This is a genomic window from Pseudomonas danubii (genome assembly GCF_042980055.1).
Classification (GTDB): Bacteria; Pseudomonadota; Gammaproteobacteria; order Pseudomonadales; family Pseudomonadaceae; genus Aquipseudomonas; species Aquipseudomonas danubii.
Genome location: NZ_CP116502.1, coordinates 3,352,280 through 3,375,180 on the forward strand (window position 1 = coordinate 3,352,280; position 22,901 = coordinate 3,375,180).

The window sequence follows — 22,901 nt, forward strand, 5'->3', positions numbered from 1 at the left end:
TGGCCGGCCGCGGGGAAATGAGTGCTCGACCTCAAGCCGCGCTGGCTCGGCCTGTCATCTGCGCCTACACTGCGGCTCCGCACGAGGAGCCTGCCATGTTGATTGTTGCCGACGAAAATATTCCCCTGATCGAAGAGTTCTTTGCCGGCTTCGGCGAGATCCGGCGTTTCCCCGGGCGTGCCATTGATCGGGCGACCGTGGAGCAGGCGGATGTGTTGCTGGTGCGCTCGGTGACTCAAGTCGATCGCCAATTGCTGGAAGGCAGTCCGGTGCGGTTTGTCGGCACCTGCACCATCGGCACCGATCATCTGGACCTGGATTACTTCCAGCAGGCGGGTATCAGTTGGTCCAGTGCGCCGGGCTGCAATGCCCGTGGCGTGGTGGATTATGTACTGGGCAGCCTGTTGACCCTGGCCGAGATCGAAGGGGCGGATCTGGCTCAACGCTGTTACGGGGTGGTGGGGGCTGGTGAAGTCGGCGGACGCTTGATCAAGGTCTTGCGCGGTCTGGGTTGGCAAGTCCTGGTCTGTGATCCGCAGCGACAGGCGGCGGAAGGCGGCGACTACGTCAGCCTGGAGCAATTGATCGAACGTTGCGACGTCATCAGCCTGCATACGCCACTGGCTCGGCATGGCGAGCATTCCACCTGGCACCTGCTGGATCGCCAGCGCTTGAACCAGCTCAAGCAAGGTACCTGGCTGATCAATGCAGCCCGTGGCCCGGTGGTGGATAACCAGGCACTGCGTGAAGTGTTGCTGCAGCGTGAGGATTTGCAGGCGGTGCTGGATGTCTGGGAAGAGGAGCCGACAGTGGATCGCGAGCTGGCGGACCTGTGCGTGCTGGCCACGCCCCATATCGCCGGCTACAGCCTGGATGGCAAGCAGCGTGGCACGGCGCAGATCTACCAGGCCTACTGCCGCTTCCTCGGTCAGGCCGAACAGGTCAGCCTGGCCACCTTGCTGCCGGCGCCGTGGGTGCCGCAAGTCAGCCTGAATGCCAATGCCGATCCGGCCTGGGCCCTGGCGATGATCTGCCGGGCGGTGTATGACCCGCGCCGTGATGATGCGGATTTTCGCCGTAGCCTGGCGGATGATGTCGCCCAGCAACGCAGCGCCTTCGACGGCCTGCGCAAGTATTATCCGGAGCGTCGCGAGATCGACGGGCTGCAGGTGCGGATTCAGGGTGATTCGCCAGCCCTGAGCCAGATCGTTCGGGCCCTGGGCGCCAGCGAAGTCTGAAGTCGTTCAGACAGTAAAGCGCGCCCATAAAAAACCCGGCCGCCAGGCCGGGTCAAGAGGACATGAGGCTGAGTGTCAATCTTGCCGAGCAGGCTTGACCAGTCGCTTTTCCAGTTCGCGGCAGGCGTTCTGGATCATTTCTTCAGTAATAGGTACTTCGCGGCCCTGGGCGTCGATGATGGCACACCCCAGAGACTGGTTCGGCTGGGTACGGATTACTTGAATCTTGTCATTGCTGCTGTGTTGCAAGGACATGGCCTGTCTCCTCATCAGGTTGTGTGCTTACTCTAGAATGGCCGGGTGACCAAGCTGTTACAGACCGCCGCAAGGGCTGGCCCGGCGACTTCACTCCAACAGAAATGCCCGGGGAGTGCCAGCCACGGATTAGACCGATAATCTCTAGGCGCTAGTGTCAGCGGTCATAATCAACCTGACTCATTGTGATTTAGCAAAGTTCCTGCGAATTCCTCTCGTTGCCGCCGCTGCAACGGGTCAGTCGCCGGCGCGTCAATGGATGAACTGCATGCTCTCTTCTCGTCACCGCCGGGCGTTGCATCTGGCCAGCCGTTTTATCGCTCCCTACCGTTGGCAGGCGCTCGGCGCCCTGCTGGCATTGATTGTTACTGCGGGCATCACCTTGTCCATGGGGCAGGGGATTCGCCTGTTGGTGGACCAGGGTTTCATGACCCAGTCCCCGCATTTGCTGAACCAGTCCATTGGCCTGTTCCTGCTGCTGGTCCTGGCCCTGGCGGTAGGCACGTTCGTGCGTTTCTATCTGGTGTCCTGGATCGGCGAGCGCTGCGTGGCGGACATCCGGCGCCAGGTGTTCAATCACCTGATCTACCTGCATCCCGGCTTCTACGAGAACAATCGCAGCTCGGAGATCCAGTCGCGACTCACGGCGGACACCACCTTGCTGCAGTCGGTGATCGGTTCTTCGCTGTCGTTGTTCCTGCGGAATGCGCTGATGGTGTTGGGAGGGATCGTCCTGCTGTTCGTCACCAACCCCAAGCTCACCAGCATCGTGGTGGTGGCCTTGCCGCTGGTGCTGGTGCCGATCCTGATTTTCGGCCGCCGGGTGCGCAGCCTGTCGCGCTTGAGTCAGGACCGGATCGCCGATGTCGGCAGCTATGTGTCCGAGACGCTGGGGCAGATCAAGACGGTCCAGGCCTACAACCACCAGGCCCAGGACGAGCAGCGCTTTGCCGTGACGGTGGAGCAGGCCTTCGATACCGCGCGCAAGCGTATTGTCCAGCGCGCCTGGCTGATCACCCTGGTGATCGTCCTGGTCTTGGGCGCGGTGGGGGTGATGCTCTGGGTAGGAGGCATGGATGTGATCGCCGGGCGTATTTCCGGCGGTGAGCTGGCGGCTTTCGTGTTCTACAGCCTGATTGTCGGTAGCGCCTTTGGCACCTTGAGTGAGGTCATTGGCGAACTGCAGCGCGCTGCCGGAGCTGCGGAGCGGATCGCCGAACTGCTGCGGGCGGAGAACATTATCCAGGCGCCCAGTAGTGGTCTGGTGAGCTTGCCGGCACGTGTGCAGGGCGATCTGGAGTTGGACGGCCTGAGCTTTTCCTATCCGTCAAGGCCGGACCGCTACGCCGTCGATGGCCTGAGCCTGAAGGTTCAGGCCGGAGAAACCCTGGCGTTGGTCGGGCCGTCGGGGGCAGGCAAATCAACCCTCTACGATCTGCTGCTGCGTTTCTACGACCCGCAGCAGGGGCGGATATTGCTGGATGGCGTGCCCCTGACCCAGCTCGATCCGCTGGATCTGCGGCGCTGTTTTGCCCTGGTGTCGCAAAGCCCGGCGCTGTTCTACGGCAGCATCGAAGAGAACATCCGCTATGGCAATCCTGATGCCACCCTGGACCAAGTCCAGGAGGCGGCGAAGATCGCCTATGCCCACGAGTTCATCGAGCAGATGCCAGAGGGGTATCAGACTCATCTGGGGGATGGCGGGCTGGGACTTTCTGGCGGACAGCGGCAACGCCTGGCAATTGCTCGCGCGTTGTTGGTGGATGCGCCGATCCTGTTACTGGACGAGGCCACCAGTGCCCTGGATGCGCAGAGTGAGCATTTGATTCAGCAAGCCTTGCCCAGCCTGATGAAGAACCGCACCACCTTGGTGATCGCCCATCGCCTGGCCACGGTGAAGAATGCCGACCGGATTGCGGTCATGGATCAGGGCAGGCTGGTGGCGGTGGGTACTCATCAGCAACTGATCGCCAACAGTCCGCTGTATGCGCGTCTGGCGGCCCTGCAGTTCAGCGAAGGTCCTCAGGCGCCTGTGTAGGAGCCGGCTTGCTGGCTAAAGCGGCCATCAGGCTGGCGCCGAGTCCGAAGGCCTCTTTGCCGGTATGCCAGCTCCCGCAATGGGTGGCCGCCCAATAAAAAGCCCGCATCGCTGCGGGCTTGTAGAAGGCTGGCTTCACTGATCGTCGAAGTAGCGCTCATGCCAGTCCACCAGCGGCTGCGGTGAGTTGAGCTTCTGGCCGTAGATCACCGAGTAGGACAGTACGTTCTGAACATACTGGCGGGTTTCGTCGAAGGGAATGCTTTCCACCCACACGTCGAAACTCAGGTGGTCGGCGCCCTTGAGCCATTGCCGCACCCGTCCAGGACCCGCGTTATAGGCAGCAGATGCCAATACCCGGTTGCCATTGAACTGGCTGTGGACCTGGCTCAGGTACGCCGCACCCAATTGGATGTTCTTGTCCGGGTCCAGCACTTGCTGGGGAGAGGCCAGGGGAATGCTGAACTTGCGCGCGGTTTCCTTGGCGGTACCAGGCATCAGTTGCATCAGGCCGCTGGCGCCCACGTGGGAACGGGCATCGTCCATGAAGGCGCTTTCCTGGCGGGTGATGGCGAACACCCAGCTGGAATGCAGGCCGCGGACCTTGGCTTCGCGCACCAGGGTGTCGCGGTGAGCCATGGGGAAGCGGATGTCCAGGTCATCCCAGTACTGGGCCTGGCTGATGGTGCGAATGGCCGGGAAGTACCATTTCAGGTCGTAGGCCAGCCTGGCCTGGGCCACCATTTCGTCACGGTTGAAGTGCCGGCTGACGTGGTACCACTCACGGCGACCATCGACGATCTGGCCCCGGGCATGGAATTCCAGGGCGCGACGCACGCCCGGAGTGTTGCGCACTTTGTTGATGACTGCCTGGCTCAGCATCAGCGGTTGGTTGTTCAACTGATAGGGGGCCTTGGCGTGATCCGCGGCGAGGAATCCGTAGAAATCACGCTCCCGGGCCAGACCTTTGAACAGCGCCAGGGCCTGGGGGTTCTTCGGCTGGGCCAACTCCAGGCTGCGCGCCTGCCAGTAGCGCCAGCGGTTGGTGCTGGCCAGGTCCTGAGGCAGCTTGCGGGTCAGCTGGTAGGCATCTTCCCAGCGCGCCAGACGCAGCAGCAGGCGCAGGCGCCATTCGGAGACGGTGTTGTCCCGCAGCTCTGGGTCGTACTTGGTCATGACGTCCAGGGCGCGGCTGTCGAAGCGCCGGGCCAGGGTCAGGCCGATTTCGCGGGCAATGGCCACTTTTTCGTCACGTGAGAAGTGCATGCTGCTGGCATAGCCGTCCAGCAGGGCCATGGCCTTGTCCGGGTCCTGGCGAGCCAGTCGGCGCAAGCCGAGGCCGACCACGTCGGACATCGCCTCATCGGCGGGCTGGAAGCGCGAAGGCTGGCTCAGCAGCTCCGGCTTTTGCGCCACATCCACCAGCAGACGGCCCTGGGGCGCGAGGGTGGTCATGCTCTTGACCAGGCTGTTGGCCAGGGGGTAGTTGCGGGCTTCGGCCGCCAGCTTGGCCCGCTGCCAGCGCTTCTGTTCGGTCAGTTGGCCTTCAGCGGCCCATTGGGCGAACAGCGCGTCACAGGCGGCCGGTTGGGATTTGCCGGTCAGCCAGAGCTTTTCGGTAGCGGCGTAGCCTTGCGCCTTGAGGTTATGGCCCAGTTGGTACTGGCCATTGAGGCAGTCCAGTTCGGTGAAGTTGAGTTTCGGGTCGTAATACCGGGTGAAGGTGGCCCAGTCGCCGCGTTCCGCCAGCCAGCGCAGCCAGCGCAGTTTCATCCAGTTGGCCTGGGGCAGGTCGCCATGTTCGGCGAGGAATTTCTCGATCTCGGCGTTGCTGGCGCTCTTCAGGCGGGCCGTGAGTTCGTCATAGGCCAGGTACGGTTCCAGTGGGTAGTCGCGCAGGGCATCGGCATAACGGAAATAAGGGCCTGAATCGCCCTTGGCCAGAGCGCGTTTGGCCTCGTCGTAATACCGGCGTTGCTGGGTCAGGTCCGCCGCCTGGGCGGATTGGACGGCAGTGGCGGAAAGAAGCAGACAGGATAAAAGGCTGAAAAGGCGACTGCGCATGAGACATCCGGGCAGAGAAATCATGACAAGTGCCGACAAGGCCAACACTGATTGTTCACTAGCTTAGCCTTTTGCCAGCAACCGGTGAAAGCTTTGCCGAGCCCTTGGCATCAGTTGGCAACAAAAGTGCCTTCGGGGTTGCCGGTGGCGAAATAGCGGGCCTTCTGAGGGCGCAAGTCAGGTAGAATGCGCGCCCGGTTTTTGGAGAAGAACATGACCCTGCTCAAATTCAGCGATGTGTCCCTTGCTTTCGGCGCCATGCCGTTGTTGGACAAGGTGTCCTGGCAGATCGCCCGTGGTGAGCGGGTGTGCATCATCGGCCGTAACGGTACTGGCAAATCCAGCATGATGAAGCTGGTCAAGGGCGATCAGAAGCCCGACGACGGCTCCGTATGGCGCGCACCCGGTCTGAAGATCGGCGAATTGCCTCAGGAACTGCCTGTGGCCGACGAGCGGACCGTGTTCGACGTGGTTGCCCAGGGCCTGGACGGTGTCGGCGAGCTGCTGGCCCAGTACCACCACCTGAGCCAGAACATCGTCACCGACGCCGATCTGGAAAAACTGATGCACGTCCAGCACGACCTCGAAGCCCGTGACGGCTGGCGCCTGCAGCAACTGGTGGACAGCACCCTGAGCCGCCTGCAACTGCCAGCCGACAAGACCCTCGCCGAGTTGTCCGGTGGCTGGCGGCGTCGCGTGCTGTTGGCGCAGGCCCTGGTATCCGAGCCGGATCTGCTGCTCCTCGACGAGCCGACCAACCACCTGGATATCGGCGCCATTGCCTGGCTGGAAGAGGCGCTGAAGGATTTTCAGGGCGCGGTCCTCTTTATTACCCACGACCGTTCCTTCCTGCAGAACCTGGCCACCCGCATCCTCGAACTGGATCGTGGCGGCCTGATCGATTGGAACGGCGACTACGCCAGTTTCCTGGTGCACAAGGAAGCCATGCTGGCGGCGGAAGAAACCGCCAATGCGCTGTTCGACAAGCGCCTGGCCCAGGAAGAAGTGTGGATTCGCCAGGGCATCAAGGCCCGGCGTACCCGTAACGAAGGCCGCGTGCGTGCGCTCAAGGCGCTGCGCGTGGAGCGCAGTGAGCGTCGCGAGCGTACCGGCAAGGCCAACATTCAGCTGGAAACCGCCGACAAGTCTGGCAAGCAGGTAATGGTGCTGGAGAATGTCAGCTTCGCTCACCCGGACGGCCCGTTCCTGGTCAAGGACTTTTCCATGGTCCTGCAGCGTGGCGACCGCATTGGCCTTCTGGGCGCCAACGGCACCGGCAAGACCACCTTGCTCAAGCTGATGCTCGGCGGTCTGGTGCCGAGCAGCGGCAAGGTGGAAGAGGGCACGCGGATCGACGTGGCCTACTTCGACCAGTTGCGCCACCAGTTGGACCTGGAAAAGACCGTGATCGACAACGTTGCCGAAGGTCGCGACTTCATCGAGATCGATGGCCAGAGCCGTCACGTGCTGAGCTACCTCGGTGATTTCCTGTTCAGTCCGCAACGTGCCCGTACGCCAGTCAAGGCCCTGTCCGGCGGTGAGCGTGCCCGTCTGTTGCTGGCCAAGTTGTTCAGCAAACCGGCCAACCTGCTGGTGCTCGACGAGCCGACCAACGACCTCGATGTGGAAACCCTCGAGCTGCTGGAAGAAGTGTTGCTGACCTTCCAGGGCACCGTGCTGATGGTCAGCCACGACCGGGCCTTCCTCGACAACGTGGTGACCAGCACCCTGGTCTTTGAAGGCGAAGGCAAGGTTCGCGAGTACGTTGGCGGTTATCAGGACTGGTTGCGCCAGGGTGGCTCGCCGCGGCTGCTGGGGGTTACCGAGAACAAGTCCGGCAAGGCCGAACTGAATTCCGCCGTGGTTGCGCCGGTGCAAGCCGCAGCGCCAGCCCCCGTGCAAGAGGCTCCGGCGAAGAAGAAGCTCAGCTACAAATTGCAGCGTGAGCTTGAGGCGCTGCCGGGGCAGATCGATGCGATGGAACAACAGATTGCCGGGGTCGAGGCGGAGATGGCCGATGCCGGTTTCTATCAGCGCCCGGCGGCTGAAACCGCTGCGGTCATTGCCCGGCTGGAGCAGTTGAATGCCGAGCTGGAGCAGATGGTCGAGCGCTGGGCCGAGCTGGATGCCTGAGTGACCGGTGTTTGATAAAAAAGCCCGACTTTAGCGTCGGGCTTTTTTTCGGAGCAGTGACCGGTCTGATAACTGGCGGGTGAGGGCTTAGCGTTTGGCCAGGTGCACAGCCAACACGTCACATGGTGCGCCGTGCAGGACGTCATTGGCGGTGGAGCCCAGCAGCAGGGCCAGGCCGTGACGGCCGTGGCTGCCCACCACAATCAGATCGCATTCCTGTTCCTTGGCCAGGTGATGTATTTCCTGGCGCGGTTGTCCATAGGTCAGGTGACTGTATTCCTTGGTCAGCTCCGGGTACTTGTGGATCAGCCGGTCCAGGCGTTCCCTGGCCTGATCGAACTGTTGCTGCTGCAGCTGCGAAAGATCCATGGGCACGTCACCGCCGAAGGCCATGGCCATGGGTTCGACGATGTGCACCAGGGACAGCTTGGCTCCATTGCTCACCGACAGCTCGCGAGCGCGGTGGATAACAGGATCGCACTCTTCGGTTAAATCTACGGCGACCAGAATATGGTGGTAGGACATGAGGCGCTCCTCCTGAGGATTGCAATAGCTTCAAGTATGGCTGGTTTCAAGCGGGTTGGTTCCACCCAGGCCCCGCTCATCTAAAAATCGAGAGTACTGATATGACGGTCTGGATAGTGGTGTCAATCCTTGCGGTGGTTCTGAGCCCGTTGGCGTGGCTGCGGCCCTCGCGCCGCCAGAGCGGCTTGATCGCCCTGCGCCTGGAGGCGCGGCGCATGGGGTTGGCCATGCAGCTGGCGCCCCAGGAATGGCCGCACTGGTTGGGGCAGGAGCCGCCCAATCCTTGCCCGCAATACCACCGGCCGAGGCGCAGCGCACAATCGGCCTGCTGGAGTTACTGGCAGATAGCCCCTGGTAGCTGGGTCAACCAGTGGCGTGAACCCTGTGTCGATGAGGCGCTGCTCCAGCATCTGCAGACCTTGCCGCCAGGGGTCTTCAAGGTTGAAGCGGACAAGCAACTGATCGCCCTGTACTGGAGCGAGCGCGGCGAGGCCAGTGTCTTGCAGGATATCGCCTCGGTGCTCAAGGCCTTGGCCTGAAGTCATGGGGGAGGGCGCCCGCGGCAATCGTGGGCGTTTGGCAATAAAAAGCCCGACTCAGCATCGGGCGGGATGGCCAGGCAGGCCGGTAATCTCGTTTGAGCCACCCTGGGGTGGCTTCTTGCTGTCTGGGCTGTGCCCCTATTTGATAAAACTTTCTGACCTTTTCTTCAGATATATCTCCAGCTTAGTCGCTATCGTTCCCTGTGGGCTGACGATTTAGGGCGATTTTTCTAAATATTGATCCTATGAATGGCGATGAATGCAGGGGTGTGTTGATCATCTGGGGAGCAGTGAAGTGACCGCAAAGTCGCGTTTCAAACAGCGTTTTGTACGATTGACAATTGCCGGATTTTCCCTGAATGTGGCGTACCCAAATCAAACGGGCGTATGAAATGAGCGTTTGTATCTCAGGCGGCTCTATACAGAATCCCGACTATCGCGTTGGCGGGTGTGCCTGGCGGATTGGCGTTAGCATCGACGGTGACGTTAGTGCCAAGCCAGAAGTCAGCGTCCGACGTGTACTGTTCAGCTTCCATATCGTGGAGATCAGTTGATGATTTACGAAGGTAAAGCCATCACGGTTAAGGCTCTTGAAAGTGGCATCGTCGAATTGAATTTCGACCTCAAGGGTGAGTCCGTCAACAAGTTCAACCGTCTAACCCTGAATGAATTGCGTCAGGCTGTTGACACCATCAAGGCAGATGCTTCGATCAAGGGCGTGATCGTCAGCAGTGGCAAGGACGTATTCATCGTCGGCGCCGACATCACCGAGTTTGTCGATAACTTCAAGCTGCCGGATGCCGAGCTGGTGGCAGGTAACCTCGAAGCCAACAAGATCTTCAGCGATTTCGAAGACCTCAACGTGCCGACCGTTGCCGCGATCAATGGCATCGCCTTGGGCGGCGGCCTGGAAATGTGCCTGGCGGCGGACTACCGCGTCATGGCGGCCAGCGCCAAGATCGGCCTGCCGGAAGTCAAGCTGGGCATCTACCCGGGCTTCGGCGGTACCGTGCGTCTGCCGCGCATCATCGGTGCCGACAACGCCATCGAGTGGATTGCCGCCGGCAAGGAAAACCGTGCTGAAGACGCGCTGAAAGTCGGTGCCGTCGATGCTGTGGTTGCTCCCGATAAACTCAAGGACGCCGCTCTGGCCCTGGTTAAGCGCGCTATTTCCGGCGAGTTCGACTACAAGGCCAAGCGTCAGCCGAAGCTGGAAAAACTCAAGCTCAACGCCATTGAGCAGATGATGGCTTTCGAAACCGCCAAAGGTTTCGTCGCTGGTCAGGCAGGCCCGAACTACCCGGCGCCTGTTGAAGCGATCAAGACCATCCAGAAGGCCGCCAACTTCGGCCGCGACAAGGCTCTGGAAGTGGAAGCCGCCGGCTTCGTCAAACTGGCCAAGACCTCTGCCGCACAAAGCCTGATCGGTCTGTTCCTGAATGATCAGGAACTGAAGAAAAAGGCCAAGGCCTACGATGAGATCGCCAAGGACGTGAAGCAGGCCGCAGTACTCGGCGCCGGCATCATGGGCGGTGGCATTGCCTACCAGTCGGCCTCTAAAGGCACGCCGATCCTGATGAAGGACATCAACGAACACGGTATCGAGCAGGGGCTGGCGGAAGCCGCGAAACTGCTGGTCGGTCGCGTTGATAAAGGCCGCATGACTGCCGCGAAAATGGCTGAGGTGCTCAACGGCATTCGTCCAACCCTGTCTTACGGGGACTTCGGTCACGTCGACCTGGTGGTCGAGGCGGTGGTCGAGAACCCTAAGGTCAAGCAAGCGGTATTGGCTGAAGTCGAAGGTCAGGTCAAAGAGGACACCATTCTGGCGTCCAACACTTCGACCATCTCCATCAGCCTGTTGGCCAAGGCCCTCAAGCGACCGGAAAACTTCGTCGGCATGCACTTCTTCAACCCGGTGCACATGATGCCTCTGGTGGAAGTGATCCGTGGCGAGAAGTCCAGCGAGCTGGCCGTTGCCACCACCGTTGCCTACGCCAAGAAAATGGGCAAGAACCCGATCGTGGTCAACGACTGCCCGGGCTTTTTGGTCAACCGCGTTCTGTTCCCGTACTTCGGCGGTTTCGCCAAGCTGGTCAGCGCCGGTGTGGATTTTGTGCGCATCGACAAGATCATGGAGAAATTCGGCTGGCCAATGGGCCCGGCGTACCTGATGGACGTGGTCGGCATCGACACCGGTCACCACGGTCGTGACGTGATGGCTGAAGGCTTCCCGGATCGCATGAAGGACGATCGTCGTTCGGCCGTGGACGTACTCTACGAAGCCAAGCGCCTGGGCCAGAAGAACGGCAAGGGTTTCTACGCCTACGAAACCGACAAGAAGGGCAAGCAGAAGAAGGTCGCCGATCCGTCGGTGCTGGAAGTGCTCAAGCCAATCGTCTACGAGCAGCGTGAAGTCACTGACGAAGACATCATTAACTGGATGATGATCCCGCTGTGCCTGGAAACCGTTCGTTGCCTGGAAGACGGCATCGTCGAAACTGCTGCCGAAGCTGACATGGGCCTGGTCTACGGTATTGGTTTCCCTCCATTCCGTGGTGGTGCGCTGCGCTACATCGATTCCATCGGTGTTGCCCAGTTCGTTGCCCTGGCCGACCAGTACGCCGATCTGGGCGCGCTGTACCACCCGACCGCGAAGCTGCGTGAAATGGCCAAGAACGGCCAGAGCTTCTTCGGTTAAGCGCCCACACTAGAGCGAGAGTGAACATATGAGCTTGAATCCTAGAGACGTCGTGATTGTCGACTTCGGTCGTACTCCGATGGGCCGCTCCAAGGGCGGCATGCACCGCAACACCCGCGCCGAAGACATGTCGGCGCACCTGATCAGCAAACTGCTGGAACGCAACACCAAGGTCGACCCGGCGGAAGTCGAGGACGTGATCTGGGGCTGCGTCAACCAGACCCTGGAACAGGGCTGGAACATCGCGCGCATGGCGTCGCTGATGACCCAGATCCCCCACACCTCGGCCGGCCAGACCGTCAGCCGCCTGTGCGGCTCCTCCATGAGTGCACTGCATACCGCTGCGCAAGCGATCATGACCGGTAACGGTGACGTGTTCGTGGTGGGCGGCGTCGAGCACATGGGGCACGTGAGCATGATGCACGGTGTCGATCCGAACCCGCACATGTCCCTGTACGCGGCGAAAGCCTCGGGCATGATGGGCCTGACCGCCGAGATGCTGGGCAAGATGCACGGCATCACCCGTGAGCAGCAGGACGCCTTTGGCGTGCGTTCCCACCAACTCGCCCACAAGGCGACCGTGGAAGGCAAGTTCAAGGACGAAATCATCCCGATGCAGGGCTATGACGAGAACGGTTTCCTGAAACTGTTCGACTACGACGAAACCATTCGTCCCGAAACCACCCTGGAAAGCCTGGCGGCCTTGAAGCCGGCGTTCAACCCCAAGGGTGGCACCGTGACTGCCGGTACTTCGTCGCAGATCACCGACGGCGCTTCGTGCATGATCGTGATGTCGGCCCAGCGTGCCCAGGATCTGGGCATCCAGCCGCTGGCAGTGATCCGTTCCATGGCGGTGGCGGGTGTGGACCCGGCGATCATGGGCTATGGTCCAGTACCGGCCACGCAGAAAGCCTTGAAGCGCGCAGGCCTGGGCATCAACGACATCGACTTCTTCGAGCTCAACGAAGCTTTCGCTGCACAGGCCTTGCCAGTGCTGAAAGATCTGAAAGTGCTCGACAAGATGAATGAGAAGGTTAACCTGCACGGCGGCGCGATCGCCTTGGGTCACCCGTTCGGTTGCTCCGGTGCGCGTATCTCCGGGACCCTGCTCAACGTCATGAAGCAAAATGGCGGCACCTTTGGTGTGTCCACCATGTGCATCGGCCTTGGCCAGGGCATCTCGACCGTCTTCGAACGCGTTTAAGCGTTGGGTTGATGGAAGCCGGGGCCCTGTGCCCCGGTTTTTGTTTTTCTGAAGATTTATTTGTTTTTATTTTGAAAAAATTGCACGAGGGCCAGAGCATGCAGTTACAACCCGGGCTCTATCAGCATTACAAGGGGCCGCAGTACCGCGTTTTCAGCGTGGCGCGGCACTCGGAAACGGAAGAAGAAGTAGTGTTTTACCAAGCCCTGTATGGGGATTACGGTTTTTGGGTGCGACCTTTGAGCATGTTCCTGGAGTCGGTCGAAGTTGACGGCGAGCAGGTCCCACGCTTTGCTTTGGTGCAGGCCGAACCCAGTCTTTTTTCACCGACGTAAGTGCAGGTCGCGCAGTACCCTGCGCTTGACCTCACCTTGTTGCCACTATATATAGCGGGGCCGCGTCAGGCGCCAACCGCCTTTCACTTCTCGAATTCAGGAATTTTCTGATCCATGGGCAAATCGCTGGTCATTGTGGAATCCCCGGCTAAGGCCAAGACCATCAACAAGTACTTGGGCAACCAATACGTGGTGAAGTCGAGTATCGGCCATATCCGAGACCTGCCCACCAGCGGTTCGGCGAGTGCCGCCAAAGAGCCAGCCGCCAAGCGTGGCAAGGCCGCTGCGGGCGAAGCCCCGGCCTTGTCGCCGAAGGAAAAAGCGCGCAAGCAGCTGGTTTCACGCATGGGCGTCGACCCCGAGCACGGCTGGAAGGCCAAGTACGAAATCCTTCCCGGCAAGGAAAAGGTCATTGAAGAGCTGCGCCGCCTTGCCAAGGATGCCGACACCATCTATCTCGCAACGGACTTGGACCGCGAAGGGGAAGCCATCGCCTGGCACCTGCGGGAAGCCATCGGCGGTGACGACAGCCGCTACAAGCGCGTGGTGTTCAACGAAATCACCAAGAAGGCGATCCAGGAAGCCTTCTCCCAGCCCGGCGAGCTGGATATTCATCGGGTCAACGCTCAGCAGGCTCGTCGCTTTCTCGATCGCGTGGTGGGCTACATGGTCTCGCCGCTGCTGTGGGCGAAGATTGCCCGTGGCCTGTCCGCCGGTCGTGTGCAGTCGGTAGCCGTGAAGCTGGTGGTGGAGCGCGAGCGCGAAATTCGTGCCTTTATCCCGGAAGAATACTGGGAAGTACACGCTGATCTGGGCACCGCCAAGGGCTCGAATGTGCGTTTTGAAGTGGCCCGTGAAAACGGTGAGGCCTTCAAACCGCTCAATGAAACACAGGCCATGGCTGCCCTGGAGAAGCTCAAGGCTTCGGCCTATAGCGTCGCCAAGCGTGAAGACAAGCCCACCAGCAGCAAGCCGTCGGCGCCATTTATTACCTCCACCCTGCAGCAGGCCGCGAGCAACCGCCTGGGCTTCGGGGTGAAGAAGACCATGATGATGGCCCAGCGTCTGTATGAAGCTGGCTACATCACCTATATGCGTACCGACTCCACCAACCTCTCGGCTGATGCCGTGGCGATGGCGCGGACCTATATCGAAGACGAGTTCGGCAACAAGTACCTGCCGGCCTCGCCCAACGTCTACAGCAGCAAGGAAGGGGCCCAAGAGGCGCACGAAGCGATTCGTCCGTCCGACGTGAACACCCATCCAAGCAAACTGTCGGGCATGGAACGTGACGCTGAGCGGCTCTACGAGCTGATCTGGCGCCAGTTCGTTGCTTGCCAGATGCTGCCGGCGCAATACCTGTCCACTACCGTCAGCGTGGCCGCTGGCGACTTCGAGCTGCGCGCCAAGGGCCGTATCCTCAAGTTCGACGGCTACACCCGGGTCATGCCGCAGATCAGCAAGCCAGGTGATGACGATGTGCTGCCGGACATGGCGCAGGGCGAAGTGCTGAAGTTGATCAAGCTCGACCCAAGCCAGCACTTCACCAAGCCGCCGGCGCGCTATTCCGAAGCCAGCCTGGTGAAGGAAATGGAAAAACGCGGCATCGGTCGTCCTTCGACCTATGCGGCGATCATTTCGACCATTCAGGATCGCGGCTACGTAACCCTGCATAACCGTCGGTTCTATTCGGAAAAGATGGGTGACATCGTCACCGAGCGTCTCTCCGAAAGCTTCTCCAACCTCATGGACTACGGCTTCACCGCCGGCATGGAAGAGAACCTCGATGACGTGGCCCAGGGCGAGCGCGACTGGAAGAACGTCCTTGACGAGTTCTACGGCGACTTCAAGAAGAAACTCGAAGTGGCCGAGGGCGCTGACACCGGCATGCGCGCCAACCAGCCGGTGATGACCGATATTCCCTGCCAGACCTGCGGTCGGCCGATGCAGATTCGTACCGCTTCCACCGGCGTGTTCCTGGGTTGCTCGGGCTACAGCCTGCCTCCGAAGGAGCGATGCAAGGCCACCGTCAACCTGGTGCCGGGCGATGAGATCGCTGCGGACGACGAAGGCGAATCTGAATCCCTGGTGCTGCGCGGCAAGCACCGTTGCCCGATCTGCAGCACGGCGATGGACGCTTACCTGCTGGATGAAAAGCGCAAGCTGCACATCTGCGGTAACAACCCGGATTGCGCCGGTTACGAGATCGAAGAGGGCAGCTACCGGATCAAGGGCTATGAAGGCCCGAGCCTGGAATGCGACAAGTGCGGGAGCGAGATGCAGCTCAAGACAGGTCGTTTCGGCAAGTTCTTCGGTTGCACCAATCCGACCTGCAAGAACACTCGCAAGCTGCTGAAAAGCGGCGACGCGGCGCCGCCGAAGATGGACCCGGTGAAGATGCCTGAGCTCAAATGCGAGAAGGTCAACGACACTTACATCCTGCGCGATGGTGCTTCGGGTCTGTTCCTGGCCGCCAGTCAGTTCCCGAAAAACCGTGAAACCCGCGCTCCGCTGGTGCTGGAGCTGATCCCGCACAAGGACGAAATTGATCCGAAGTACCACTTCCTTTGCGAAGCGCCGAAAAAGGACCCGGACGGTCGTCCGGCGGTGGTGCGCTATAGCCGCAAGACCAAGGAGCAGTACGTGCAGACCGAGGTTGATGGCAAGCCGACCGGCTGGCGTGCGTTCTACGACGGTGGTACCTGGAAGGTCGAAGACAAGCGCTAAGCACTGTTTGTGTCGAGGGGCTTGCTCCTCGATGTAGCGCTGTACAGGGCCGCATGATTCCGTTGGGAGTCATGCGGCCTTTCTTTTGCCTTGCGGTGCGCGGGAGTGATCCTTGAAACTGTGCCGTCCGCATCCGGTTCTCTTCTTGTAGTGGAGGCTGCCTACATGGCCCACGAGCTCTATACCCGTACCAATCAGAAAATCTACTTTGCCGGCCTGGCCCTCGAGTCCCTGGCCCGGGCCGAAGAGGGGCGGGCGATGAATGCCCAGGCACAGGTTCAGGCCGGGCGCGAATCGGTGCTGTTCCACCTGTACGGTGCCTTGCTGGGGCTATGCCACGAAATTGCAGGGTTCTACCGGCTGCCGCAGGCCAATGCTGCGCGGGTCGAGCAGATCCTGAGCCGTGAAGTGCTGGATAGCATTGCGATTCCCGAGCTGGCGGAGCTGGTGGAATTGGCGCAGAGCCCGCAGACCTGGCTGGCGCAACTGCTATCCGCTTACAGCGAACTCTTTCAACCACCGCGAGCGCCGCACAAGCCCAAGGGCGATGTGACCCAGCCGCTGATCGTGGCGGTCAATCTGGATGAGGAAGAGTCGGAGCAGGAACTGAGCCGGGAAGAGCTGGAAAGTTGGCGGCAGAATCTCAAGGCCCTGGCCATTCGTTTTCGAGATGGCTTGAACGAGTGTTGAGCCTGAGCGTCGCTTGATACGCGACGCGTTTAATTGATCAAGGAAGATTTATGTTGTTCTTCTTGCGTGACCAAGCGCTAGTTCGCCTGCTGAGCGATTGCCAGATGCGAGTCATCAACGCTCAGTCCAAGGCGGATCTGCTGGAGGTGCTCGACCGGCTGGAGATATTCCCCGGTGGCCTGGAATTCGATCATATGCAGTCAATAACGCTCCTGGTGCTGGCGTTTGCCGCGCTCGCGGCTGGGTTGTTGATGGATGGCATGGGCGGGATGTTCTGGGTGTTTGTGGCTCTTTGTTTCTTCAGCTACCGGGTCAGCAAGGGCGTCTCTGGGGCGTTGACGGATCTGGCGGCGAGCATTACCCGCAAGTGCATGATGTTGGGCAACGACTTGAGCGAATTCGACAGCAGTGCCGACTGGCGCCTGAAGAGACTGGACAACGAGTTCACTGATTACCAGCGGGGTAGCGAGATTGAGCAGCGCCGTATCCTGGACTCGCTCCAGGGGGTGTATCGAGGAGAGCGGCATTCGCTGGCATTCGAGTATCACCATCTACGATATGTGATCTCCAGTCGCGAGCGCGAGGCCAGCGGAGGCTTCAGGACGGTTTACACGAACTACCACCGCTACAGTCTGGTGGTGGATTTCCCTTGGGTGAGAGAGATTGCGGTTCGATCCAGTCCCTTGGAAATACCGCTGTCTGGACAGCCCTTCAAGACCGACCGCGACGATTTCAATCAGACCTTTGTGCTGCGCGGCATTGACCCCGCCTGTTGCGAGCGCTTCGCCACGCCTGCGACGCTGGATCTGTTGATGGAGCTTTCGCGCCAGCTCAATGGGGTCAATCTGGAGTTCTCCAGCCAGGGACGGCTCTGCCTGAGCTTCAACAATGAAGACATCATGGCTTATGCCGATCCGGGGTTGCTGAGTGATCTGGCGGTCTTTCGTGAGCGGATCGAGGCTGGCATCGAGTTGCCGAAGTTGTATCCGTTGTTGGCGCAGATAGAGCGGTTGGCCCAGCAGCACGACGGTCATGTTGTTGCTGCTGTCGTTCCACAGACTTCCGAATCCGGCGAATTGAGCAAGGAAGAATGATGCAGTTTCTCAAGCATGATGCCGAGCTGGTCCGCTTGTTGGCCAGCTGCGACTCGGAAGTCGCGCGCGCCAGGTCAAACGAGGATTTGCTGAAGGTTATCGACAAGCTCCGCACCTTCAAAGGTGGGTTGAAATTCGATCATGCCCAGCCCCTGGTGCTGTTGATGCTGGCTATTGCTGCGGCCGTGCCTGCCATGGCTGGTGTGATCCCGATGGTGTTTGTCGCGGCGTGCCTGGGTTTTGCCAGTCTGTACATCTGGATGAGCCGTAAGGCGGCCTTTGACGAGCTACCGAAGAAGATAGCCCGTAAATGTTCGTTCCTCAGTAATGGTCTGTGGGACCCGGGTGGATCAGCTGATGAGCGTTTCAGGCAATTGAGCGGTGAGTTTGATGACTATGACCGTGGCAATGACAGTCGTCGTATCGAGGCTTCGGCCAAGGGGGTCTATCAGGGAGCTCGGCACGAGCTGTCTTTTGTCTTTCACCACCTGCGTTATGTGAACTCTCATATCAAGAAAAAATCCGATGGCGAGTCCGAGCGGGTGTATGAGAGCTTCGATCGCTTCAGTCTGGTGGTGGAGTTCCCCTGGGTGAGGGGCGTGGCAGTGCGTAGCAATCTCCCGGATAAAAAAATTACCAAGCGCAAGGTCTTCGAGACTACCTTCGATGACTTCAACAGGACTTTCATGTTTTGTGGTGAGAGTGAGCTGGCTTGCGCAAGGTTCGCAACGCCCACCACCCTGGTTTTCTTGCTGGGTCTTTGTCGGCGGCTGAAGAATGTGAATCTGGAGTTTTCCAGTCAGGGGCGCTTGTGTCTGAGCTTCGATGATGCCGAAGTCATGGCCTATCAGGACCCGGGAACCCTTGAGGACCTTCCGGGCTTCTACGCAAAGATCAAGCAGGGGCTTAAATTGCCGAACCTTTTTCCGGTTCTGGCCCTCGTGCATGAGTTGGCGGAGTTGCAGGACAACAATTTCGAGCTTCCGCTGACAGTCACCGATGATATGGAGCAGTAGGGTATGGAATTGTTGTTAGTGATTGCGATTGTCTTGGGTGTCCTTGCCTATGTGCACTACAACAAGATCGTCAGCGCTTATAACCGCGTGCAACGGGCCTGGTCGGATGTGCTCACCTACCAGAGGCAGAAGATCAAGGTGCTGGATGTGCTTGAGCCGCAAGTGGCCGGTTTTCAGGATTACGAAAGCCAGTTGCTGGAGAAAATAGTCGGACTCCGTAGCGCCATCACCAGCTTGCCATCTGTGGCGGATGGCGAGGCGTTGAAGTCGGTGGATCGGGGGACCAAGGCGTTGCTGGGAGGGTTGAACCTGGCGTTTGAAGCCTATCCCGAGCTCAAGTCTGCGGAGCTGATGAACAACCTGATGCGTGAGGTAGCCGAGCAGGAGGGCAATGTCAGCGGCGCCATTACCCTGTTCAATCTGAATGTGGAGCATTTCAATAACAGCATTCAGTTGTTTCCCGGCTCGCTGGTTAATCGGTTGACCCTGAAAAAGTCACTGGTCACGCCGTTTTCCGACAGCCAGGCGTCGGCGGGTTTTGAATACAAGCCGAATTTCTGAGGGGCTCTGCTGCGCCTCTGTGGCGTGTTCGGCTTAGGGGGCATCGGGCGGAGAAGGGAAGGTGGCGCGTCGAGCAGTAGCTGCTGCCATGCAAGATCCTGAGCGAGGTGGGGGTTATGACTGATATAATCCCCGCCTTTCGTGGAGACCAGACTTTTATGCCAACGTCCTTTCTAGAAATTGTCGAATTGCCAGACGGTCGTATTGAGCTGCGCAGAGCTGAGGACGAGGGTTCTCTGGTTACTTTGGATTTTTCCGAAGATGCCAAAGTCTTTTTGCAAGGTCAGCATGTGGAAGTGGCCAAGGCCATGTTGAGCGTCGGCGTGCAGATGGCCGGACGCTTGGTTGAAGGTGAAATCGACAAGGAAGACGGTCCGCGGGTTCTCCACTAAACCCGTTTATCGGTTTTCTTCCGGTTATTCGTCATATTTGTTCCGGCTTCTCAATCCTGGAGAAGCCTCGCGTCATTCAAGCGCATTTACTGTGACTTCCCGGTATTTATCCCAGGCGAATATTCAGGCTTTGCGCATCACCCGTGCGTGCGGCACTGATCAGTTGTTGCCGAGCACTGCCGCTTAGCGGGTTCAGCCAACTGACCACGGTATGGCTGCGGCCCAGTCTTAAGGCTTCACAAGCGAGCTGCTGCGGGCTTTGATTACCCCGTGGATGCAGCAGCAGGATACGCTCGCGATTCAGTCCAGCCTCCCGCAACCAGCTTTGGGTCAGGCTGGATGGAGGGGCGATCAGGGTCAGCCAACGGGCGTCCTGATCCTGACTCAGCTCCCTGAGGATGGGGGCCAGAAGGTTCAGGCAGTTCCCGGTGGCGCCGCGCAGCGACAGTTCACTGAAGGCTTCTGGATCGTTGTTCCAGGGCGATTCGACCGCTTCCTTGAGTACGGGCGCCAGTGGCTGGGCCAGGAACGCTTCGAACAGTGGTAGTTGTGCTTGCTGTGGTGTCTGGGGGAACTGCATGGAGCCTCCTTTAGCGGCGAATGACGCCGACACTCAAGCCTTCGATCACCAGTTCCTGATCTTTCAGGTTGACTTCGATAGGGGCAAATTCCGGATTCTCGGCGATCAGCCAGACCTTGCTGCCTTCGCGCTTGAAGCGCTTGACCGTGACTTCATCGCCGATGCGCGCGACTACAATCTGGCCATTACGAGCTTCGCGGGTGGTATGCACCGCGAGCAGGTCGCCGTCGAAGATGCCGATGTCCTTCATGCTCATGCCTTGGACCCGAAGCAAGTAGTCGGCGCGAGGATTAAAGAAGGTCGGGTTAATGTTGCAGGACTCTTCGATGTGCTGTTGGGCGAGAATGGGGGCGCCGGCGGCGACACGACCAATGATGGGTAGCGAGTCGTCGGTTTTGGCTTCAAAACCGGGGATGCGAATGCCGCGAGAGGCTCCCGGAGTCATCTCGATAGCGCCTTTGCGGGCCAGAGCCTTGAGGTGTTCTTCGGCGGCATTGGGTGACTTGAAGCCCAGCTCCTGGGCAATTTCGGCACGGGTGGGGGGATACCCGTTGTCTTCGAGGCAGCGTTTGATAAAAGCCAGAATCTCAGCTTGGCGTGGCGTCAGTTTTAGCATGTCGATCGCTCTGTCTTTTTATACAGTGACTGGGATTATATACAGTGAGTGTCACTTGGCAATCCTCCTTTTTCTGGGGGCTACCGGGCGGTCATCATCCTGATGCTGGAATCCGTTGCCGAAGGCTGGCTACAGAGGTCGGTAGGTATGATTAAATAGCGCGCCTGCCGGCCTCTGCAGAGGCCGGCAGGCTTGACATTGCAGAGCCTGAAACGTATGTTTCAAACAAGTGTTTGTCAGGCGGAGTAGCCATGGCCCAGTCGGAAACCGTTGAACGCATTCTCGATGCTGCCGAGCAGTTGTTCGCGGAAAAAGGTTTTGCCGAAACCTCGTTGCGGCTGATCACCAGCAAGGCCGGGGTCAACCTGGCGGCAGTCAACTATCATTTCGGTTCCAAGAAGGCGTTGATCCAGGCAGTGTTCTCGCGCTTCCTTGGACCTTTCTGCATCAGTCTTGATCGCGAGCTGGAGCGGCGGCAGTCAAAACCGGACAGCAAGCCGAGTCTTGAGGAACTGTTGGAAATCCTCGTCGAACAGGCGCTGGTGGTGCAGCCTCGTAGTGGTAACGACCTGTCGATCTTCATGCGTCTGCTGGGACTGGCCTTTAGTCAGAGCCAGGGCCATTTGCGGCGTTATCTGGAAGACATGTACGGCAAGGTATTCCGCCGTTATATGTTGCTGGTTAACGAAGCGGCGCCGCGTATTCCGCCCATCGAGTTGTTCTGGCGTGTGCACTTCATGCTGGGTGCTGCGGCCTTCAGCATGTCCGGGATCAAGGCATTGCGCGCCATCGCTGAGACCGATTTCGGGGTCAATACCTCCATCGAGCAGGTGATGCGGCTGATGGTGCCGTTCCTCGCCGCCGGCATGCGTGCCGAAACCGGGGTCACGGACGAAGCCATGGCTAGCGCTCAGCTCAAGCCGCGTAGCAAGTCGGCCCCGGCAGTCGCCAAGGCTTGACCTCACGGGTGGGCGCGACAGCTTACATCCGCTAAGCTAGCCGCCCATGCCGATTCCCGTTCTTACCCCTGTGCTTTCCTCTCGTCGATGTCGATCGGCTCGGCTGTGTCCCTCGTGGATACGGCCTTGTCTGCGTCGCCAGGAAGCCATCGCTGATGGCGCGCGTATTTGTGATTAAGGAAATTTTATGACCGTTGGCCTGCAAGGCTCCTTGATGGTGGACGTCGCCGGTACTTGGCTGACGGCTGAAGATCGCCAACTCCTGCGCCAGCCGCAAGTGGGTGGATTGATCATCTTTGCTCGCAATATCGAGCATCCGCGCCAGGTGCGTGAGCTCAGTGCCGCGATCCGCGCCATCCGTCCTGATCTGCTATTGGCGGTGGATCAGGAAGGTGGCAGGGTACAGCGGCTACGCCAGGGCTTTGTTCGTCTGCCGGCCATGCGCGCCCTCGCGGATAACCCGAATGCCGAATACCTGGCTGAACAGTGTGGCTGGATGATGGCCACCGAAGTGCTGGCTGTGGGCCTGGATCTGAGTTTTGCTCCGGTCCTGGATCTTGATCACCAGCGCAGTGCGGTGGTGGGTAGCCGGGCTTTCGAGGGGAATCCGGAACGCGCGGCGCTGTTGGCCGGGGCCTTTATCCGCGGCATGAACAGCGCCGGGATGGCGGCCACGGGCAAGCATTTCCCCGGGCATGGCTGGGCCGAGGCCGATTCCCATGTGGCGATTCCCAACGACGAGCGCAGCCTGGAGGAGATTCGTGCCAAGGACCTGCTGCCATTTGCGCGCCTGAGCAAGCAACTGGCGGCAGTGATGCCGGCTCATGTGATCTACCCGCAAGTCGACTCCCAGCCGGCCGGTTTCTCTCGGCGCTGGTTGCAGGACATCCTGCGTGGCGAACTGCAATTTGACGGGGTGATCTTCAGTGATGACTTGTCCATGGCCGGCGCTCACGTGGTGGGGGATGCCGCGAGCCGGATCGAAGCCGCTCTTGGTGCCGGTTGTGACATGGGCCTGGTGTGCAATGACCGCGCCGCGGCCGAGCTGGCCTTGAGCGCCGCGCAGCGCTTGAAGGTGCAGCCGTCGCCACGTCTGGCCCGGATGCGCGGTCAGGCGTTCGCCAATCTCGAATATAAGCAGGACCCGCGCTGGCTCGCGGCTCTGGAAGCGCTGAAGGCTGCGCAGTTGATCGATTGAGGTGGTATGGCACGGCACCGCGAGTTGCGCGGT

General features: G+C 59.8%; 20 protein-coding genes. 15 read left to right on the forward strand and 5 right to left on the reverse strand.

Annotated elements, in window-relative coordinates:
• Positions 1 to 95: 95 nt before the first annotated feature.
• Entirely contained in the window at positions 96 to 1,238 is a 1,143-nt protein-coding gene (gene pdxB / locus PFZ56_RS15600) for a 4-phosphoerythronate dehydrogenase PdxB (protein ID WP_170002199.1), read from the forward strand.
• A gap of 75 nt (positions 1,239 to 1,313) precedes the next feature.
• Here pdxB and PFZ56_RS15605 read toward each other — a convergent pair whose 3' ends face one another.
• Positions 1,314 to 1,493, reverse strand: a complete 180-nt coding sequence (locus PFZ56_RS15605) for a PA1571 family protein (protein ID WP_102863786.1) — start codon at positions 1,491 to 1,493, stop codon at positions 1,314 to 1,316.
• 259 nt (positions 1,494 to 1,752) lie between these two features.
• Between PFZ56_RS15605 and PFZ56_RS15610 the strand changes: the two genes are divergently transcribed.
• Positions 1,753 to 3,531: an ABC transporter transmembrane domain-containing protein gene (locus PFZ56_RS15610; protein WP_170002201.1), complete on the forward strand. Its 1,779-nt coding sequence runs from the start codon at positions 1,753 to 1,755 to the stop codon at positions 3,529 to 3,531.
• A 135-nt stretch (positions 3,532 to 3,666) separates the two neighbouring features.
• Here the strand turns inward: PFZ56_RS15610 and PFZ56_RS15615 are convergent, their stop codons facing one another.
• The gene (locus PFZ56_RS15615) at positions 3,667 to 5,595 is read right to left on the reverse strand and encodes a transglycosylase SLT domain-containing protein (RefSeq protein ID WP_110596935.1); all 1,929 of its coding nucleotides are present in this window, start codon (positions 5,593 to 5,595) and stop codon (positions 3,667 to 3,669) included.
• 213 nt (positions 5,596 to 5,808) lie between these two features.
• Between PFZ56_RS15615 and PFZ56_RS15620 the strand changes: the two genes are divergently transcribed.
• Positions 5,809 to 7,728 carry an ATP-binding cassette domain-containing protein gene (locus PFZ56_RS15620; protein ID WP_102863783.1) on the forward strand — a complete coding sequence of 640 codons (1,920 nt, stop codon included), beginning with the start codon at positions 5,809 to 5,811 and terminating at the stop codon, positions 7,726 to 7,728.
• An 87-nt stretch (positions 7,729 to 7,815) separates the two neighbouring features.
• On the opposite strand, the gene PFZ56_RS15625 is transcribed toward PFZ56_RS15620, so the two are convergent.
• Positions 7,816 to 8,253: a universal stress protein gene (locus PFZ56_RS15625; RefSeq protein WP_047302975.1), complete on the reverse strand. Its 438-nt coding sequence runs from the start codon at positions 8,251 to 8,253 to the stop codon at positions 7,816 to 7,818.
• A gap of 101 nt (positions 8,254 to 8,354) precedes the next feature.
• Between PFZ56_RS15625 and PFZ56_RS15630 the strand changes: the two genes are divergently transcribed.
• From PFZ56_RS15630 to PFZ56_RS15675, 10 genes are all read left to right on the forward strand, one after another.
• On the forward strand, positions 8,355 to 8,792 hold the full coding sequence (locus PFZ56_RS15630; RefSeq protein WP_102879015.1) for a hypothetical protein: 438 nt from the start codon (positions 8,355 to 8,357) through the stop codon (positions 8,790 to 8,792).
• 556 nt (positions 8,793 to 9,348) lie between these two features.
• On the forward strand, positions 9,349 to 11,496 hold the full coding sequence (fadB, locus tag PFZ56_RS15635) for a fatty acid oxidation complex subunit alpha FadB (protein WP_102863780.1): 2,148 nt from the start codon (positions 9,349 to 9,351) through the stop codon (positions 11,494 to 11,496).
• 28 nt (positions 11,497 to 11,524) lie between these two features.
• Complete coding sequence (gene fadA / locus PFZ56_RS15640; protein WP_102879017.1) at positions 11,525 to 12,700, forward strand: acetyl-CoA C-acyltransferase FadA; 1,176 nt, start codon at positions 11,525 to 11,527, stop codon at positions 12,698 to 12,700.
• A 98-nt stretch (positions 12,701 to 12,798) separates the two neighbouring features.
• Positions 12,799 to 13,035 (forward strand): DUF1653 domain-containing protein, encoded by a 237-nt coding sequence (locus tag PFZ56_RS15645; RefSeq protein ID WP_102864102.1) that lies wholly within the window; start codon positions 12,799 to 12,801, stop codon positions 13,033 to 13,035.
• 114 nt (positions 13,036 to 13,149) lie between these two features.
• Complete coding sequence (gene topA, locus PFZ56_RS15650; RefSeq protein ID WP_102863778.1) at positions 13,150 to 15,762, forward strand: type I DNA topoisomerase; 2,613 nt, start codon at positions 13,150 to 13,152, stop codon at positions 15,760 to 15,762.
• A 165-nt stretch (positions 15,763 to 15,927) separates the two neighbouring features.
• Positions 15,928 to 16,452 (forward strand): DUF6586 family protein, encoded by a 525-nt coding sequence (locus tag PFZ56_RS15655; protein ID WP_102879018.1) that lies wholly within the window; start codon positions 15,928 to 15,930, stop codon positions 16,450 to 16,452.
• Between the two features lie 50 nt (positions 16,453 to 16,502).
• A complete protein-coding gene (locus PFZ56_RS15660; RefSeq protein WP_170002203.1) occupies positions 16,503 to 17,546 on the forward strand; it encodes a hypothetical protein in 1,044 nt (347 codons plus the stop codon).
• Positions 17,543 to 18,562: a hypothetical protein gene (locus PFZ56_RS15665; RefSeq protein ID WP_394304391.1), complete on the forward strand. Its 1,020-nt coding sequence runs from the start codon at positions 17,543 to 17,545 to the stop codon at positions 18,560 to 18,562. The genes PFZ56_RS15660 and PFZ56_RS15665 overlap by 4 nt, the downstream gene beginning before the upstream one ends.
• 3 nt (positions 18,563 to 18,565) lie before the next feature.
• A complete protein-coding gene (locus tag PFZ56_RS15670) occupies positions 18,566 to 19,123 on the forward strand; it encodes a LemA family protein (RefSeq protein WP_102879021.1) in 558 nt (185 codons plus the stop codon).
• Positions 19,124 to 19,281: 158 nt separating this feature from the next.
• On the forward strand, positions 19,282 to 19,515 hold the full coding sequence (locus tag PFZ56_RS15675; RefSeq protein WP_102864101.1) for a hypothetical protein: 234 nt from the start codon (positions 19,282 to 19,284) through the stop codon (positions 19,513 to 19,515).
• Between the two features lie 106 nt (positions 19,516 to 19,621).
• On the opposite strand, the gene sulA is transcribed toward PFZ56_RS15675, so the two are convergent.
• Complete coding sequence (gene sulA / locus PFZ56_RS15680) at positions 19,622 to 20,095, reverse strand: SOS-induced cell division inhibitor SulA (RefSeq protein ID WP_102863773.1); 474 nt, start codon at positions 20,093 to 20,095, stop codon at positions 19,622 to 19,624.
• Between the two features lie 10 nt (positions 20,096 to 20,105).
• On the reverse strand, positions 20,106 to 20,711 hold the full coding sequence (gene lexA / locus PFZ56_RS15685) for a transcriptional repressor LexA (RefSeq protein WP_102863772.1): 606 nt from the start codon (positions 20,709 to 20,711) through the stop codon (positions 20,106 to 20,108).
• Positions 20,712 to 20,962: 251 nt separating this feature from the next.
• Here lexA and PFZ56_RS15690 point away from each other — a divergent pair, with 251 nt between their 5' ends.
• Positions 20,963 to 21,670: a TetR/AcrR family transcriptional regulator gene (locus PFZ56_RS15690; protein ID WP_016967101.1), complete on the forward strand. Its 708-nt coding sequence runs from the start codon at positions 20,963 to 20,965 to the stop codon at positions 21,668 to 21,670.
• Between the two features lie 199 nt (positions 21,671 to 21,869).
• On the forward strand, positions 21,870 to 22,868 hold the full coding sequence (nagZ, locus tag PFZ56_RS15695) for a beta-N-acetylhexosaminidase (RefSeq protein ID WP_170002296.1): 999 nt from the start codon (positions 21,870 to 21,872) through the stop codon (positions 22,866 to 22,868).
• Positions 22,869 to 22,901: the final 33 nt, after the last annotated feature.